Raw genomic sequence first — 17,814 nt, 5'->3', positions numbered from 1 at the left:
CATAAAGTGGAGTACTCTGTAAGAGGAAGGTGAGTCAGCATGAGGCTGCTTTTTCGAAGAGTGAGATATCGGGGAATCGAACATGATCTGGATATTATCAGGAATACGTTATGCTCCAGTTCCTTTGTTTATATAGACGTCCTTTTCTTGTCATTGATCCTTGCTGTCTTCTCTTTTGCCAATTATCAGTCTATTCCCATCAGCAGCTTTATCTTTACGGGATGCTATACTTTTTGCATCTGTTTATTTATCGTTTTAAAAAAATGGCTGAGGGACCAGCCGGACTAAACTCTTTCTTTAATACTGTTTAAAATATCATTTAGAATTTCTTCCGCTGCTGCTGTCCCTATATTATTAGAAATTAAGTATGGATATGGGATGGACTTTTCAGCTGCCAGTTCTCCATGGTTTGGTACGTATGCAAAGTCGCAAAACTTTAAAAAGTCATGGTCAAGCATGGAATCTCCTGCCCCGAATACCATCTTAATATCTTCCCGTTCCTGAATGAATTTCACTGCCTCTCCCTTACAAATGGGATTTGGCATAAAATACAGCTTTCTTCCCTGATGGGAAATTCTCCACCCAAAGGATTCAGCCAGACCAGCTATTGCTTTTTTGGCTTCAGCTGTTAATTTTTCTTCAAGAATATAATAAAAGAAAAGATTTTCAGCCATTTTTATTTTCCCATTCAATTCCAGACTCTGTGATCTGCCCATCACTTCCTCAAGCAATGCACACTCTGTCTTTAGCCGTTTTTGGACTATGCTGGACCACTCTTCAAGAGGTTTCCCATGATAATGGATATTGGCGCCATTCGATGTAACAGTATATGGAATGTTAAAAGCATCCTCAAAAATGAAAATACGCTTAAATTGTTCATATGTTCTCGTAGTGACAGGCACAAAGATCATTTGAGCGGATATCTCTTTCAGCAATCTGAGAGCTTGGTTTGACATAAAAGCAATTTCCCTGCCATCTTTACGCTCGACATCTATTAAACTTTCTGCTGACTGCCCAAAATCTGCAAGTGCTTTATTTGAGTAAATCAGTGTCCTGTCCAAATCTGACGCAAACATCCTCATGATTTTTCTCCCGTCTTTTTAATTAATCCGCAGCAGGTATAACTCATATCTGGATAATGAATAATCTCGACGTTCCGCTCACGGGCAAGCATCAAAATATGGCCAACATATGGACTTTCTGGATCTTTCATCAGGATTTTCCATGGAAGCCTTCTCAGAAGAACTCTGGTAGTTTCACCGACTCCCGGCTTTACAAAGTTAATAGATTCAATATTGAATTCCTCTTGTATTCTCTGAATCTCTTCCATGCCTTTAAAGCTTGCTTCCCCCGGGTTTTCCATAATCCTCTTCGCAAGTTCGAAAGCTTCCTGCTTAATAGCACGGAACTCTTCTGCTACTGCCGAGAGATATTGGTTTGAAACATCTGCTTCTTCCAGCTCACTATAATATTTGGCCCCATGGAAGTCTTCGGGCCCAATTAGGGATTTATTTAATACAGTTCTGCTCACCAATCCTGAAACAGTTGAATTGAGACAGGCACTTGGAATCAAAAAGTCTTCCCTCGTTCCATATAAAGTTGTGCAATAACCGGGATCAGCAAGAACTGCCAGGGTATCATCGAGTATAACACCATACGTTTCTTGGAATTTTCTGCAGGCCTTGGTTAATTCAATAGAAATAGCCCCTTTTCCTGTCCATCCGTCCACAAATTGAATTTCACAGCCGGGATGTGCTTTTAAAATATGCTTTATCGCATTTTCGTCAATCCCGCGGTCCCTGACAATGGAAATGCTGTAATGCGGCAAACTCACACCATATACTTCAGAAAGATACCGCTTTATCAGAATTCCAACAGGTGTTCCGGCCCTCGCAAGAGAAACTAAAACAGTATTTTTTCCTTTTTGCTTCCAGATCTGCTCAGCAACCGCTCCTGTTGACAATGCTGTTTTCCTTTTATAATCCTCAAGTGTTTCCCAAAACAGGGAGAGGTATTTTTCAGGCGGCTGATATTCAATAGGAAGTGTTTCACTATAATGCTGACCGGACTGAATGTTTTTTTCTCTTTGCTCAATGGATCCTTCAAGTGAATATCCGCTTAAATCCTTCAATAAAAAGACAACATCATCTTCACTATATGAACCAAATTTATCTGCTGTTTTATTCATTTTTTTCACCTCCGTTAAAGTAGACTACTTTTACATTTTTAATATATTTTTTTAATTGATTGATAAACGGCATAAGGGAATCTTTTTCCGGTTCTCTTTCAAAAAACAGGAACACTTCTTCATAACAGCCGTCTGGAATGTTATAAACAAATTGTGCCATTTCAGGGTCTTCAGGATTTTGAAAGGAAATGCCGTATTGCGCTCCATAGTCTTTATCATTTCTTACATAGATGGGACTCCGTGTTGTTGAGTGGAACTTTACGCCTTCCCCCATTAAGGAGGCAACCTTCATAGGGATATACATGAACTCCCCGGTTCCAAGACATAATGTATTTCTTCCATCCCGTTTTCGGGATAGGGATTGGCCGATCTCAGCTAATGACACACTTAATCCAGCCTGGCGTTTTGCATCCAGCCCGAATCGGCCCGAATCTTTTAAATAGGGAATATGTCTGATTTCACCATTTAGAGTAACCGATGGTTCATTGGTCCGGCTTAATAATCCAGGAAATTCTTTATTTATATGGATATAGGTAATCTGCGCAGTGTTTCCTGATGGTTCGTCCGCTGACAGACCTTTATGCACTTCAGGAGTTCCTTTAACATCGATCTCCCCTTTTAGAAGTGACACATTGTTAATAATAATGCCCAGCTCTTTTTCCAGATCATCGAAGAGTATCTGATCTTTTTGGGAGCGCCAATCCAGGATGGATACCACTGTATACATCTTTCTGGGAAACCTTTCATGAATAGAGCGGATAATATTAATGGCTGTTTTTCCAGTAGTCATTTCATCATCGACAAGAATGATTTCCCTCTTATTATCCAAAAGAGCTGAATCGGTATAGCATCTGTGTGAAGTAGCATGAGAATGTTCTTCTTCAAATGTTATGACTGAATTCTGATCAGCCAGCTGCTCTCTTGTAGTATGAAAGTAATCTGCACGTTTAAATGATTGAAAGAAAGCATGTCCCAGTGCAGTCGCCGTTTCGGCAAATCCAATTATAACCGGGTTATGGTTTTCATCAATAAAAGGACTGCTGTTTATGAAGCCTGGACTGTTTTTAAAAGCGGCCAAAAGGTCTGCGGCTTTTCCGGTATCCGCCTTCTTCACCTTCTCCATATAACGGCTGGCGAGCAATTCTCCTGTCAGAAGTCCGATCTTCGGGTCTATCGGTATATGTTTCCCGAGTACTTTGCTGACAAATAAGAAAGATCTTTTCTTATTTATTCTTGCTGCCATGACAAACAAATCTTCAGGGAGCAGCTCATACGGGTTCTCGGTTATATGAATATCAACGGTTAATGAGTTGAGTATCTGAATTGAATGTTTCGTTTTTGAGTAGGTCAATGTATGTGATCTCATCCTGCAGCACCCCGTATACTTCTGATTTTAATAATATTTTTTTAGCCCAATATAAATGAGGTTTTATTTCATTCATTTTGTTTTGATAATCGCTTTTCATAACCCCTATTTTTCCTCCGGCCTGACCGGCGATGCTTTGTGCATCCAGGTACTCTTCAAGTGTTACCGTATTCAATGCCTGTACAGGCCTGATATGGGTTGGATGAATAATAGTTTTCCCTGTTAAGCCATTTGAAATATCCATTGCGATTTCTCTTATTAAACCATCTATATGCCGATCAATTAAGTCCGTTCTCATTTTCAGTCCATCCTGTCCAAGACGTTCCATGAATGGTGTTTGCCTGATTTGAGGTTTTAGAAGACGCTCTTTTGAGGAAAAATATTCCCAGACCGGACCTGAAATGACATAAGGCTGATCCGCACGCAAGAAAATATTAATAATATCTGATATGCAATCTCTAATTACAGCAATATCGTAAACTGTCGTATCAGAATTTCTTCGTATTCCGTAGAGTCCGCTAAAATCCGTGGCTCCAATTCTCACATTTAAAATCAGCTCAAAAAATTTGTCCAGCACTTTCTTAATACCGATTAACTCTTCAAGCCTTGTTTCTTTTTGAATAATTTCTTTCGTTTCCAGAATTGGCATGGCATATAAACAATAGCCATGAGAATTAAGCTCTTTAATTTCTGTTAAAATTCGGCATCCTTCAGCGGGTGAAAACTTAGGCAGGACAAAACCAGTCAGAAGATGCAGTCCATTCGGTATTCTGCTCTTGAGTCTCATAAGCTGATCGTAGCTTCTGATTCGCACGAAGATCAAAGGTAGATCTTCTTCTTCACATAGACCCTTCACAAGGTCCGAGCTCAAATTTTCCAATTCCAAACAAAGCAGATTTTCTGCCATTTCGACTTCATCATCGCCAATTGCATCTTCAAGGCAAATGACCATAGATGAAAGGCCTGCATGCTTTTTTGACAGCAAATCCTGGTGAATATTAGGCCTTGTCGCCGGCATATATAAAGTTGCCCCAAGAGCATATGATAATAGCTCCCTGTCAGACCTTTTATTAAAATAGCCAGGCTTTTTATAAAACATCTTATTTATTTTTTCACCCGGAAGATCGGAAAATAGTCTCATTTTCGCAGCTCCATTTCTTCACTAAAATACCATTTTATTCCTTTTTCATCCAAAAAAGATAAAAACAAAAGGGAGCGGACAAGTGTCTGTTCCCTTTCTATGTCTATGCAATTACATATTTTAGTTTGATCCCTGATCTGCTGCTTCTTTTTTTGCATTTCTTGCATGTACAATAAAAGTAATAGCAAACACGATAACTAATACGATAAAGAAGTAAATATGGTCAATGTGAATTCCAGCCGCACTCGCAATCATCTTTGCAGCAATAAGAAGGATCAGAATATAAGAGCTGGTTTCAAGCTCAGGTACCCTGTCGATCAGCTTCAAAAATACGCCAGCTACACCACGCATCATGATAATACCAAGCATACCGCCTATTAACAGCACCCAGATTTCCTGGCTGACTCCCAGCGCAGCAAGTATACTATCGATGGAGAATGCAATATCCATTAATTCAACTGCAATGACTGTTCCCCAGAAAGTACCGAAAAGGCGGATTAATAATCCTCTTTGATTGATGCCTTCTATTGCGTGTTCATCACCTTCCTCTTCTGCTTGCCTCTTATCAATAAAGTACTTAATGGCAAGCCAGGCCAGGTAGGCAGCACCTAAGACCTTGATATACCAGAATTCAATTAAAAATACACCGATGCCGATTGCAATAAATCTGAAGAAGTAAGCACCTAAAAGACCGTAAAAAAGAGCTTTCTTCCGCTGCTTTTCCGGAAGATGCTTTACCATTACAGCCAGAACAAGCGCATTATCAGCAGACAATAGGCCTTCCAGAATTACAAGTGTACCTATCAATGCCCAGCTTTCCGGCTTTGATAAAGCTTCAACCCACATTTCCCAGTTAAAGAACTGGGAATATGTATGCAAAATAGATTCTAATATTTCCATTCTAAATTATTCCTCCCGGTGATGACTGCTTTTTCATATAAAAGACCCGGCATTGCCGAGCCTTATTAAGCAAATATACCTCTTATTTATCCTACCTGTAAACCAAAATCTTTTGCCAGTGCAGCCAGTCCGCCCTGATATCCGCTTCCGATTGCACTGAATTTCCATTCTCCGTTATGTCTGTACAATTCTCCAACTACAAGTGCAGTTTCAATTGAGAAGTCTTCACCCAGGTCATAGCGGATCAATTCTTCACCTGTATCCTCATTCAGAATTCTTGCATAGGCATTTGATACCTGTCCAAAGTTCTGGTTGCGGGCTTCCCCGTCATGGATGGTGATTGTGAATGTAATGCGCTGGATGTTAGCCGGCACATTAGCCAGGTTAATCTTCACCTGCTCATCATCGCCATCCCCTTCACCTGTACGGTTATCTCCAGTATGTACAACAGAACCATTAGCACCTGAAGTATTGTTATAGAAAACAAAGTCGCTTTCAGAAGTTACTTTTCCAGTATCTCCAAGCAGGAATACGGAAGAATCCAAATCAAAGTCGTTTCCACCATCATATTTGTTCGTATCCCATCCAAGTCCAACTACTACCTTACTCATTCCTGGATTAGTTTTTGTTAAGTCCACTTTTTGTCCTTTTGATAAGCTTACTGCCATTTCAACTCAAACCTCCATTATGTAGAATAAATGTATTTACGGTATAAATCATGAAAAGTTTCATAATCCATACATTATTTTTTCATATTCGAGAGTTTAATTCAATATTTTAACTCATCCATTTGGGAGGAGTGTTTTTGTTCCAGTAAATTGACCCTAATTCATGGTGGGTCTGAAAATGATCATGGTGTGTGTGGTAGTGAAAATTAAACCAGTACCCCTGCTGTGGAGGGTGGTCCCTTCGCACATGAAAACGAATCACATCTTCATCGGTCATGCTATTGGTGATATGGAAGATTTTTTCCGATAATCCGCCCCCCGGGGTTTCTGTAACTTTTAACTGTGCAAGGCTTTCCTCGGGAAATTGCACGGCCACCTCCTGGATGGCTTTCTCAATTTCCGGAAGGATAATCTCATTAAACTCATCTTCAATAACAGGACCTATCTTTGCGCCAAATTTCTCATACGATTGTGCCTCAGCTTCTGTTAGCATTTGCCTGACAAAGTCATCTTTATCAAACCTGCTATCTTCCTCTTCAGCAAGTTCTGCGCTATTATCTGAGTTTTCAACATCAGAAGCTCTTGAGGCCTTTAACTGACTTGTATTTTCATAAAGAAATGCCTGAGAAGGTGTGACGAGGCCAAACGTTAAAATGGTAACAAGCACAACAAAGGATTTCCTCAGCCAATTCGGCATGTTATTCTCCCTTCCTTTCTCCTAAGCAAGGATTTTTTTAAATATGCCGCTGCCTTCAATTTTAAGGGCAGCTTGCCTTAACACATCTTCGGGCTGTACAAGAGCAATCCGAACGTATCCCTCACCCCATGTACCAAATGCACTTCCAGGAGTTACGACTACACCGGCCCGGTTAATTAAGTCAATCGCAAAATCCTTGGAGCTGCTGTACCCGGATGGGACCTCGGACCACAAGAACATTGACCCCTCAGGCCTGCTGATATTCCACCCGATCGTTTCAAGATCTTTTATAAATACATCTCTTCTATTTCTATAAGTCTCTCTCAAGTCCTGCAAAAAACCAGACTGATCATTCAATGCTTTCACCGCAGCTGCCTGTACGGGCAGGAATACTCCATAATCCAAATTGGATTTGAAGTTGGCCAGCTGCGCAATAAGCTGCTGATTACCTGCGGCATATGCCACCCTGCAGCCAGCCATATTAAAGCTTTTTGATAGTGAATTCATTTCAATCCCTACATCAGCAGCCCCTTTAACAGACAAAAAACTTAGAGGTTTCTTTTCATAATAAAGTTCCGAATAAGCAAAATCATGCAATACAGCAAAACCGTATTTCTTTGCAAGCCGGATTGCTTGAAGAAAAAGTTCCTCTGTTGCCATCGCCGGTACGGGATTACCTGGGAAGTTTAAAATCATTAATTTTGTGTTTACAAGGATTTCTTCAGGAATTTCATTAAAATCAGGAAGGAATCTGTTCTCCTTTTTTAAAGGCATCCCGTACATTTCTGCACCAGCCATTGCAGCACCTGCAGCATAGGCAGTGTAACCGGGGTCAGGAACAAGGATATAATCTCCCGGATCACATAGAATCATCGGCAAATGTACCAGCCCATCCTGGGATCCCATTAAAAGCAGCACCTCTGAAGAAGGATCGAGATCCACTGCGAAATTTCGTTTATAAAAGCAGCTGACTGCGGTATGAAATTCATTTGTACCTGTTAATGAGTACCCGTATAGTTCCGGATCACAGGCTCCTTTTGCCAATTCCTCCATAACAAAAGCGGGAGGGGGCATATCAGGACTGCCAATGCTCAAATCAATCACCGAAAGCCCGTCTGAAATTTTCGAATTCTTAATTTGGGCCAATTCCGTAAACACGCTCTCTTTAAAAGAAGCCATTCTTTTTGAAATAGGAAATTCCATCGTATCCTTCCTCGCTATGTATCTCGTTTCTATTTTTCTATTATACTTCTTTTTGAACCAAATTTAAATTGATTTCATACATCGGCAAAAAGAACAATAGAAATATAGTAATGAGTTAATTGGCGGATTAATAAGCAGCAAAGCGGGGAATAATAAAACAAATCATGTTCTTCAAGTCCTGAAGAATGAATAAGGGGGAAATAATCATGGATTGGTCTGTATTCTTTGTCATTGCAAGTCTTTTACTGATGGCTTACTTTGTTTATCTGGCCATTGCGGATTAAATAGGAAGGTGCCTGAATTAACTGGCACCTTCTCTTATTTTTCAATAATGCCAAAATGAAATTTCGATGACTTTCTTTCAATTACTTTGAAGCCATATTGAGCAAACCTGGAACTTCTAAAGTGGTCTTTCAGGATCACCCTCTGCCTCGCTGCCCGTTTTGCATGAAATATAACTTCTTCTGACAGATCCTCATAGACAGCAAAGTTCCTTAAAGCTTTAATCCCTTCTGATTCAAAGATTTCTTCTTCAAACATAGGATCAAAATAGACAATATCATAACTGTCAGCGGGCAGTTTTTTTAAATAAGGAAGGGCCATTGAGGCTTCCACATTTATTCTTCCCATAGCCTGATTCATAATCTCAAGCCCGGAGTCCCATTGCTTAAGACCATTCGCCACCAGAAAGGAAAGGTATTTATTTCCTTCAAGCCCCGTGACTTTACCTTTACTCCCCACAGCATAACTGGCTGTGATGCTGTCAGAGGCCAGTCCCAGGGTACAATCAAGAATACTGCTGCCTTCTTTAAGGCCGGCAGCCTCAATAAAAGGATCATTTTCTCCTTTTAGAAGGCGCTTCACTCTGAACATTGCTGAACTGGGATGAAAGAAGAACGGCTGGTTTTCGCCAATCGGATAAAGTTCCAGCCGCTCTTTTCCAACTACTATACAGTCTTCAGGAACTTGTTTTTGAATTGCTTTAACAGACCTTTTATTCCTGTCGATGTATTCTGCTCCTAATTGTTCTGCTATGTTTCTTGCTTTTTCTTTCATCACTTCATTGGTGCGTCCCGAAGTTGTAATAATCATTTATGTTCACCTGATTTTCCTATGATTGCTATAAAAAAAAGGGTGCCAGCAGACACCCCGTTTTGTTTAATCTAATTCTTTTCAAAGATTATTGTTTTTTGTTTATGAATTCAGCTCGTTGATTTCCGCTCCAGGCACTTGCTTTCCGCGGGGAGGAATGCGAGCCTCCTCGGCTCCGCCTGCGGGGTCTCACACTTCCCTCACCTCCCGCAGGAGTCAAGTGCCCTCCGCTCCAATCAACTCAGAGGTCGAATTTAGTTACCTGCACATTAGCAGCAAAATTTATGAATACAGCCTTAATCTAATATTCTCAGCAATTCGCCTCAAAAGCTGCAAGAAGGTTCTCCATAATTGCTTCCATAGAGTGGTCTTCGATATCATGGCGGTGAATGAAGTGCACAACTTCCTTCCCTTTTAAAAGAGCCATAGAAGGTGATGAAGGCTCATATCCATCAAAGTACTCGCGCATTTTAGCTGTTGCTTCTTTGTCCTGTCCGGCAAAAACCGTCACCAGGTGATCAGGTTTCTTTTCACTTCTTAAAACAGCCTGTGTTGCTGCAGGGCGGGCAAGACCAGCCGCACAGCCGCAAACTGAATTCACGACAACAAGAGCTGTTCCTTCAAGCTCTTCCATGAATTGCTCTACATCTTCTGAAGCCGTAAGCTCTTTAAAGCCTGCCTGTACAAGTTCCTCACGCATCGGCTTTACCATTTGTTTCATATATTCTTCATATGCCATTGACATAAGATTTGTATCCTCCTTAACGTGCAGTTTGTAAAGTAAGCATACTATATCGTATGAACTTAATGCAATTTTTCTATGCCGGTTTTCGTCATATGGCAGCTAATTCAAAGAAAGCCGGTCTTTTTAGGACCGGCTTTCTAAATATACTTAAATTTTCATAACGCCGCCTGTGCTGGCATTGGTCACAAGCTTCGAATAACGGGCAAGATAGCCTTTTTTGACCTTTGGCTCGAAGCCTTTCCAATTGGCTTTGCGTTTTTCAAATTCTTCATCTGAGATTTCCAGATTAATTGTACGATTATTCAAATCCAGTTCGATGATGTCTCCATTTTCTACAAATGCAATAGGTCCGCCTTCAGCAGCCTCCGGTGAGATGTGCCCAATGCTGATGCCGCGTGAAGCACCCGAGAAACGGCCATCTGTAATCAGGCCGACTTTTGCACCTAGACCACGGCCGACAATCTGTGAAGTCGGTGCAAGCATCTCCGGCATTCCAGGGCCACCTTTAGGGCCCTCATAACGAATGACCACAACATGGCCTTCCTGCACCTTGCCAGTAATGATTCCAGATAGTGCATCTTCCTGCGAATCAAAGCAGATGGCTGGTCCTCTATGATATCCGCCAACTGACTCATCTACTGCACCTACTTTTATAATGGATCCCTCAGGAGCTAGATTCCCAAATAAAACCGCCAGCCCTCCGCGCTCAGAGTGCGGATTCTCCAGCGTCCGGATTACATTTTTATCCTGAATCTCACTGCCGGCTACATTCTCCCTTAGCGGCTTTCCGGTAACGGTCAGACAGTCACCATTCAAGGCGTCCGGCTTTTTAAGCAATTCATTGATAATTGCACTCACCCCACCCGCATTATGAACATCTTCAATATGATAATCTGATGCAGGAGCGATCTTGGCTAAATGCGGAACCCGGTTGGCAATCTCATTGATTCGTTCAATCGGATATTCAATTTCAGCTTCGTGGGCAAGCGCCAAGGTGTGAAGAACTGTATTCGTTGACCCGCCCATTGCCATATCCAGGGCAAATGCATTGTCAATCGCATCGATGGTAACAATATCGCGCGGTTTGATGTCTTGCTTGATTAATTCCATCAGCTGCTTGGCTGAACGTTTAACAAATTCTTTTCTTTCTTCTGATACAGCCAGAATCGTGCCATTTCCAGGAAGTGCAAGTCCCAGTCCTTCTGCAAGACAGTTCATGGAATTCGCAGTGAACATTCCTGAACAGGAACCGCAGGTCGGACATGCTACCTGCTCGATTTCCAGGAGCTTTTGTTCGTCGATTTGGCCGGATTCGAAGGCACCCACACCCTCAAAGACCGAGCTTAAGGATAATGGCTTTCCGCTTGAATCAACGCCGGCTTTCATCGGGCCGCCGCTGACAAAAAGGGTTGGAATATTAACCCTTAATGCCCCCATCATCATTCCGGGTGTGATTTTATCGCAGTTCGGGATACATACCATTCCATCAAACCAGTGGGCAGAAACCACTGTTTCAAGTGAGTCTGCAATGATTTCACGGCTTGGCAGAGAATAGCGCATGCCGATATGGCCCATCGCAATTCCATCATCCACACCAATGGTATTAAATTCAAATGGAACGCCGCCTGCTTCACGGATTGCTTCTTTAACAATTTTACCGAATTCCTGCAAATGCACATGTCCAGGAACGATATCAATATAGGAATTGCACACAGCAATAAATGGTTTTCCGAAATCTTCTTCTTTTACTCCGGCAGCACGCAGCAGGCTGCGATGCGGAGCCCGGTCTGTGCCTTTTTTGATCATATCACTTCTCATCTGTGAGCCAGTCATAGTATGTACCTCCCGTTTTACCCTAGATTCATAATCTCTTATTCTATGGAAAAGATTGACTAACCTCCTGCCCCCCAAATATTTTCTTTCCAATATAGACCCTTTTTCGGATAATTTCAATAATTATTACAAATTTAATTTAATTTTTCGCTTTAAACGGATGAAACTGTAATGCGTGTAAGTTTTAAATTAATCAATTCCAATTAAAAAACCGCTGCAGATCTTGAAATCTGAGCGGTTTTCTTAAAATTATTTCTCACCTTTGTTCCGGGATTCGGTCATTTGTTTCCAAACTGAACCCTTTGCTTCTTCTCCCTGCTCAATTCTCTCAATAGCCAGTTTAATCTGCAGGCTGACTTCGAATTCCGGGTCGTCTTCTGCAGCCTTTAGAGCAGGCAGCGCACTTTCATCTCCCACTTCGTAAAGGAACATGGCCGCACGCCAGCGTACAAGCTTACTGTCATCCTGCAGAGCTTCCTTCATGGCGTCCATTGCTTCTGCAAACCCTAAGTCTGATAAACAGTCTCCGGCTGTACGCCTTACAGTGACGGTTTTATCCTTCAATGCTCTGTACAGAAGCGGCAGGACCTTTTTATCCTCAATCATCCCAAGATAAACTGTCGCAAGTCTCCTGATTGAAGCCTTCTCGTCATTGAGAGCTTTTTCAAGAACAGGCAGGTCCTCCAGTTCTGGATTATCCATCTGTTCGAGTTTTTGATAGCGCTCCCGCCAATCCGGGGAATCCAGATCTTCGACTGAAAGTTTCAGAAGAGAACGCACATGCTTATCCTCCGCTTTATCCGGGCTTTTAGCCATTATCACAAGAGTCTGGAGTCTTCCCTCCGGAAAGGCAGCCATTAGTTCCTCTACAATATCATGGCCAACTTGGTCAAAGTCTCCGTAGCGGACCCCAAATTCCTTCCACTTGCGGACCATCACAACATTATCAGCAGGATCCTGAGCTTTTGCAACAGCATTAATGAAGTTTTCAGGAAGTCCGAAGCGCTTTTCTTCCGTGCCGTCAGTCAGCTTCACCTGCATGGGAATTCCTTTGTACATTTGGACTAATACTTGCACTTCACCAAAATGTTCATCAATGCTGTTTTCTTCAGAGCCGTCATTTTCCACGTCTTCGCCAAAAGCAGACCGAACTTGAGGAAGCAGCTCTTTCCAGTCATATTTAGCATTTCTTTCTACTGCCAGGAAATCAGCAACATGGTAAACTCCTTTTATGCCTTCGATCTCAAGAATATCAAGGATGATCTTGGGAGCTCCTTCATTTTTATCTTTTTTATAATTATTGGCTTTCCCCATTGGAAGCTCTTCATCAAGAATAACCTTCATTGTATTCGGACTCGGTGTTGGTTCGATTGCTTTTATTTTCAAAAGTATCACCCTTTTTTATATATTCACGCTGGTAACTGGTTTTATTTTAACATAAGGAAAATTTCGAGGCATTTTAGCTGTTTTAAATATAGAAAAAACCCGGAGATTCCCCGGGCATGTGATTATTCATTTTCTGCTTGCTCTGAAAGGTAGCTCCATCTCTCTATCAGATATTCCAGTTCTTCATTCAGTTTCGATTCCTCTTCTACTAATGCCTGGCCTTTTTCAAAGTCACTGCCAATGCTGGCCATCTCTGAGGCAATCGTTTCGAGACGCGTTTCAGCAGCCTCAATCTTTCCCTCTATTTCTTCCCATTCCTTTTTCTCTTTATAGCTCATTCTCTTTTTCTTCGGTTTCGTTTCCCTCGTTTTTTTAAGGGCATGGTTAACTTCCTGAACCGGTTTGGCATTTTCGCTTTCAAGAAATTCACTGTAATTTCCGTAGTAGGAGTCAATCTCGCCTTCTCCTTTTAACACAAGCAGCTGTTCAGCCACTTTATCCAGGAAGTAGCGGTCATGTGAAACAGTAATGACTACGCCGGGAAAATCATCAAGATAATCCTCGAGAACCGTCAGGGTTTGGGTATCAAGGTTATTGGTCGGCTCGTCAAGAAGGAGAACATTTGGTTCAGACATTAAGATTTTCAGTAAATAAAGTCTCCGTTTTTCCCCTCCGGAAAGCTTGCGGATAGGGGTTCCATGAGTATATGGCTGAAATAGGAAACGCTCCAGCATTTGAGCCGCAGAAATAGTTTTTCCATCTGAAGTTTCAACTACTTCAGCTGTTTCTTTGAGGTATTCGATCATGCGCTTACTCTCATCCATATCTTCGCTTTCCTGGGTATAGTAAGCAACTTTTACTGTCTGCCCAATAATACGCTCACCTGAGTCCAGCGGAATCCTGCCTGCCAATATGTTAAGGAGTGTGGATTTCCCTGTCCCATTTCTTCCAATAATCCCTATTCTGTCCCCTGGCTTTACGAGAAGATCAAAATGATCCAGAATTGTTTGGGAGCCATACTTTTTTGTAGCAGCTTCGAGTTCAAATACTTGTTTTCCGAGACGGCTGCCGCTTAGGGACATATCCAATTTTTCAGAGGATTTAACTGAAGCAAGCTGGCTGTCAAGGGTCTCAAACCGCTGGATCCTTGCTTTTTGTTTGGTGGTACGGGCTTTTGCACCTCTCCTGATCCACTCGAGTTCCCTTCTGAACAGATTTCTCTGCTTTTCTATAGTGGCTGATTCATTTTCCTCTCTTATCGCCTTGGCTTCAAGGAATGCAGCATAATTCCCCTTATAGCTGTAAAGATTTCCGCCCTCAAGCTCAAACATTTTATTGGTAACCCGGTCCAGGAAATAACGGTCATGTGTTACTAGCAGCAGTGCGCCCTGATATTTCCCCAGATATTCTTCCAGCCATTTAACCGATTCAAAATCAAGATGATTGGTCGGCTCGTCAAGAATCAGCAAGTCTGGTGACTGGATCAAAGCCTGCGCCAGCGCAACCCGTTTTTTCTGACCTCCTGAAAGCTCACCGACCTTTCTGCTGAAATCCTCAATGCCCAGTTTAGTGAGAATCGTTTTGGCATCGGTATTAACTTCCCAGGCATTAAGTGTATCCATTCTTTTTTGAAGTTCGAATAGGCTTTCCTGGACAGCTGGGTCTTCAGGGTGCCGGCTAAGCTCCAGCAGTGCTTGTTCATATTCTCTCTGCAGCACAAGAATTGGCGCATCTCCTGCAAACACCTGCTCGAGAACGGATAAATCATGATTCAGGTCAGGCTGCTGTGCTGAATATGAAATGGTGTAATCTCTCGGTTTGACTATTTCGCCGGAGTCCGGCAGGTCAACTCCCGCAATCACCTTCAAAAGGGAGGATTTTCCTGTACCGTTTACACCGATCAGTCCTGCCCTTTCTTTTTCGGCTATTGTAAAGGATATATTGTTAAAAAGTTCTTTCTCACCATAGGTTTTTGTCACATTTTCCACAGAAATCATCTTCATGCTTGACCATTCCATTCTTTAAAAAATTGATGCAGAAACTGCTCCATTAGCTCGTGCCGCTCTTCTGCCAATTCCGTAGCAGTGTCAGTATTCAGCAGATCTTTCAGCTTCAAAAGCTTTTCGTAAAAGTGATTGATGGATGACGACCTGCCATTCCGGTATTCATCTTCAGTCATTTCCTCTCTGATATCAAGGGCAGGATCATAAATCAGCTGTCCTTTTTTGCCTCCGTAGGCAAATGCTCTCGCAATTCCCACGGCACCGATTGCATCCAATCTGTCCGCATCCTGGACAATTTGGGCTTCTGCGCTTAAGATCCTGGTGTTATGGCCGCCTTTAAAGGAAACTGAATCAATAATTGCCTTAATGGAGCTGGATGCTTCCTCTGTGATTTCGAGTTCCTGCAGAAAGTCAGACAGTTTCCTGTCCCCTGCTTCCACGGAAATGTTCAGCTTTGCATCAGATATATCATGAAGCAAGGCTGCCATTTCAATTAAGAAAGGATCTCCTTTTTGTTCCTTTTCCGCTATGTAAAGGGCGTTTTTTCGAACCCGCTCAATATGATGCCAGTCATGCCCGGTTGAATCATCTCCGAGTGTATCCCGGACAAATTTTTCAGTTATATGTATAATATTTTCTTTCATTATTTCACCCGCTTTCAAACTCCACTGTCCATTTTAACATTAGTACTAAAAAGAAACGATGGCAAGGTCATACCCTACGGATATATAAAAATAAAAAAGTGCAGAAAACCAGTATTTGATTTCCTGCACCAGAGCTTATATTAATTTATTCCAGGCCATTCAGCCAGCTGATGCCGAGTGTATGCTCTCCTGCGTGGACGCCAATGGTGGCTCCTAAGGAGTAGCATCCAAATTCAACTCCCGAAAATTCTTCCTGGAGTTCATTCTTCCATATCTCCGCTTCTTCGGGATGCAAACCGTACAGGATGAATACTTCCTTCAGCGGGTTTCTTTGATGAGCGCTCCTCAAAAGCTTCACAATTTTATCTTTCGCCTTTCTCTCGCTCCTGGCCTTCTCCCTGACACTTAATTCTCCATCATGAACTGAAATAATCGGCTTTACATTAAGCATGCTTCCTAAAAAGAATTGAACCCCGGACATCCTGCCGCTTCTATGGAGCTGTTCAAGACTGCCAATGAGGACATATGTTTCACCCGTATCACGGAGCATCTCAAGCTCGCTGATAATGTCCTTACTGTCCAGTCCTGCCTCTGCCAGTTCCATCCCTTTGAGGATTAATCTTGTTAAAGGATATGATAATATCTTGGAGTCCAGGCTGTATACCGGGATATCAACCAGCTGGGCAGCCTGTTCACTGGAAGAAACAGTACCGCTGAGCTTTGCCGATACAAGCACAGCGATGATACAGTCATAATCCTTCTGCAGATTTTCGTATAAATCCCTGAAAGCGCCGATGGATGGCTGGGAAGTTTTAGCCGGGGTATCCAGGGTTTTTAACCTCGCATAAAGTTCTTCAGGTGTTAAATCAACACCATCTGTATATTCTCTGCCATCCATAATGATAGTCATCGGTATCTGGTACAGGTCAGGGTGGTTTCTTAACTCATTATTTAAAAAAGCCGTGCTGTCTGTTACCCATGCAATTTTAACCATTAAAGATGCCCCCTTTTATGATATTTATACGTAAATGTATGTAAATAAGACTATTTGAAGGGCTGGAATTGAAAGATTTCTCTCCCAGCCCCCTGGTTCTATGGCAGAAAAGACTTGATTTTAGGAAAAACCTTTATAGCGGTATTATAGAAAACATCCTCATGATGCTCTCCAGGGATGAGCTCTTTTATAAATTCGATATAAGGGCCTACAGGCGCAAGTGGCCAATCGGTTCCAAAAAGCAATTTATCGTAAGAATCCGCGAACACTAAAGCATGCCTAAGATGGTCCAAAAATCTTCCTTCACTGTGCTTCTTCAATTCTTTTTCTGTTCCCACAATAAGGCCTGAAAGATCGGCAAAGACATTCGGATTTTTATATATGATTTCTGCTCCGGTCAGCGTCCATGGATCTCCAAAATGAGCCATCATGAAATTGATATTCCGGTGTTTAACTGCAACTTCGTCAATAGCCAGGGGATGAGAATACTTAAGCAATCCCCTTTCCGAATAAGTATCGCCTGTATGAAATACAACAGGCACTCTATATTTTTCAGCGAGTGCATACACAGGTTCGTATACTTCATCATAGGCGTAGAAAGGATAATACCCAAGATAAATTTTAATACCCACAACAGCAGGCTTTTGCAGATCTTCTTCGAGCCTTTCTAAAGCGTCTTCATTGAGATCATATGGATTGATGCCGGCACAGTAAACAATATTAGCCGGCATCTTGTCTTCCAGATCAATCCCCATCGGTGTTCTTGCTTCATAATCCGGAAAGCCCATCTTGTCTGTTTCTGTAAGTCCCATGGCGATGCTCAGAACTACATTGGCATTTTGGAACTCCTTCTGGTGTCCATTATATGAATAATCTACAAATGAGAGTTTCTCGGCAGTATGATGAAATGATTTTATATCAGAAAAATGAATATGTGCATCTATGACTTTCATA

Annotated in this window: 17 protein-coding genes; 1 reads left to right on the top strand and 16 read right to left on the bottom strand. The window is 42.0% G+C overall.

What is annotated here, in order from left to right:
• Positions 1–39 precede the first annotated feature (39 nt).
• Positions 40–288, top strand: coding sequence for a hypothetical protein (locus tag LLY41_RS08360; protein ID WP_095244586.1), 249 nt, complete (start codon positions 40–42; stop codon positions 286–288).
• On the opposite strand, the gene LLY41_RS08355 is transcribed toward LLY41_RS08360, so the two are convergent.
• The 16 genes from LLY41_RS08355 to LLY41_RS08280 form a co-directional block, all read right to left on the bottom strand.
• Complete coding sequence (locus LLY41_RS08355; protein ID WP_304587475.1) at positions 285–1,082, bottom strand: HAD family hydrolase; 798 nt, start codon at positions 1,080–1,082, stop codon at positions 285–287. The genes LLY41_RS08360 and LLY41_RS08355 overlap by 4 nt on opposite strands.
• Entirely contained in the window at positions 1,079–2,188 is a 1,110-nt protein-coding gene (locus LLY41_RS08350; protein ID WP_304587473.1) for a cysteine protease StiP family protein, read from the bottom strand. The genes LLY41_RS08355 and LLY41_RS08350 overlap by 4 nt, the downstream gene beginning before the upstream one ends.
• Positions 2,181–3,554: a phosphoribosyltransferase family protein gene (locus tag LLY41_RS08345; protein WP_304587471.1), complete on the bottom strand. Its 1,374-nt coding sequence runs from the start codon at positions 3,552–3,554 to the stop codon at positions 2,181–2,183. The genes LLY41_RS08350 and LLY41_RS08345 overlap by 8 nt, the downstream gene beginning before the upstream one ends.
• Positions 3,484–4,695 (bottom strand): HpcH/HpaI aldolase/citrate lyase family protein, encoded by a 1,212-nt coding sequence (locus LLY41_RS08340; protein WP_304587469.1) that lies wholly within the window; start codon positions 4,693–4,695, stop codon positions 3,484–3,486. The genes LLY41_RS08345 and LLY41_RS08340 overlap by 71 nt, the downstream gene beginning before the upstream one ends.
• Before the next feature lie 120 nt (positions 4,696–4,815).
• On the bottom strand, positions 4,816–5,595 hold the full coding sequence (locus LLY41_RS08335) for a TerC family protein (protein WP_095244591.1): 780 nt from the start codon (positions 5,593–5,595) through the stop codon (positions 4,816–4,818).
• 86 nt (positions 5,596–5,681) lie between these two features.
• Positions 5,682–6,263, bottom strand: coding sequence for a TerD family protein (locus LLY41_RS08330; protein ID WP_095244592.1), 582 nt, complete (start codon positions 6,261–6,263; stop codon positions 5,682–5,684).
• Positions 6,264–6,372: 109 nt separating this feature from the next.
• Positions 6,373–6,960 (bottom strand): YpjP family protein, encoded by a 588-nt coding sequence (locus tag LLY41_RS08325; RefSeq protein ID WP_095244593.1) that lies wholly within the window; start codon positions 6,958–6,960, stop codon positions 6,373–6,375.
• 21 nt (positions 6,961–6,981) lie between these two features.
• Entirely contained in the window at positions 6,982–8,163 is a 1,182-nt protein-coding gene (locus tag LLY41_RS08320; RefSeq protein WP_304587466.1) for an LL-diaminopimelate aminotransferase, read from the bottom strand.
• Positions 8,164–8,481: 318 nt separating this feature from the next.
• Positions 8,482–9,255: a class I SAM-dependent methyltransferase gene (locus LLY41_RS08315; RefSeq protein ID WP_304587464.1), complete on the bottom strand. Its 774-nt coding sequence runs from the start codon at positions 9,253–9,255 to the stop codon at positions 8,482–8,484.
• Positions 9,256–9,565: 310 nt separating this feature from the next.
• Positions 9,566–10,000 carry a BrxA/BrxB family bacilliredoxin gene (locus LLY41_RS08310; RefSeq protein WP_304587462.1) on the bottom strand — a complete coding sequence of 145 codons (435 nt, stop codon included), beginning with the start codon at positions 9,998–10,000 and terminating at the stop codon, positions 9,566–9,568.
• 147 nt (positions 10,001–10,147) lie between these two features.
• Positions 10,148–11,818 (bottom strand): dihydroxy-acid dehydratase, encoded by a 1,671-nt coding sequence (ilvD, locus tag LLY41_RS08305; protein ID WP_076261072.1) that lies wholly within the window; start codon positions 11,816–11,818, stop codon positions 10,148–10,150.
• A 264-nt stretch (positions 11,819–12,082) separates the two neighbouring features.
• Positions 12,083–13,219 carry a conserved virulence factor C family protein gene (locus LLY41_RS08300; protein ID WP_304587460.1) on the bottom strand — a complete coding sequence of 379 codons (1,137 nt, stop codon included), beginning with the start codon at positions 13,217–13,219 and terminating at the stop codon, positions 12,083–12,085.
• Between the two features lie 122 nt (positions 13,220–13,341).
• Entirely contained in the window at positions 13,342–15,222 is a 1,881-nt protein-coding gene (locus tag LLY41_RS08295) for an ABC-F family ATP-binding cassette domain-containing protein (RefSeq protein ID WP_304587458.1), read from the bottom strand.
• Entirely contained in the window at positions 15,219–15,869 is a 651-nt protein-coding gene (locus LLY41_RS08290) for an HD domain-containing protein (RefSeq protein WP_370460328.1), read from the bottom strand. Before LLY41_RS08290 ends, LLY41_RS08295 begins: the two co-directional genes overlap by 4 nt.
• Positions 15,870–16,011: 142 nt before the next feature.
• Complete coding sequence (locus LLY41_RS08285; protein ID WP_304587455.1) at positions 16,012–16,860, bottom strand: DegV family protein; 849 nt, start codon at positions 16,858–16,860, stop codon at positions 16,012–16,014.
• Positions 16,861–16,958: 98 nt separating this feature from the next.
• The gene (locus LLY41_RS08280) at positions 16,959–17,813 is read right to left on the bottom strand and encodes an amidohydrolase family protein (RefSeq protein ID WP_304587453.1); all 855 of its coding nucleotides are present in this window, start codon (positions 17,811–17,813) and stop codon (positions 16,959–16,961) included.
• Between the last annotated feature and the right edge of the window lies 1 nt (position 17,814).

Origin of the sequence: Cytobacillus firmus (assembly GCF_023612095.1) — a bacterium.
Taxonomy (GTDB): Bacteria; Bacillota; Bacilli; order Bacillales; family Cytobacillaceae; genus Cytobacillus.
This window is presented reverse-complemented; position numbering and strand designations above follow the sequence as displayed.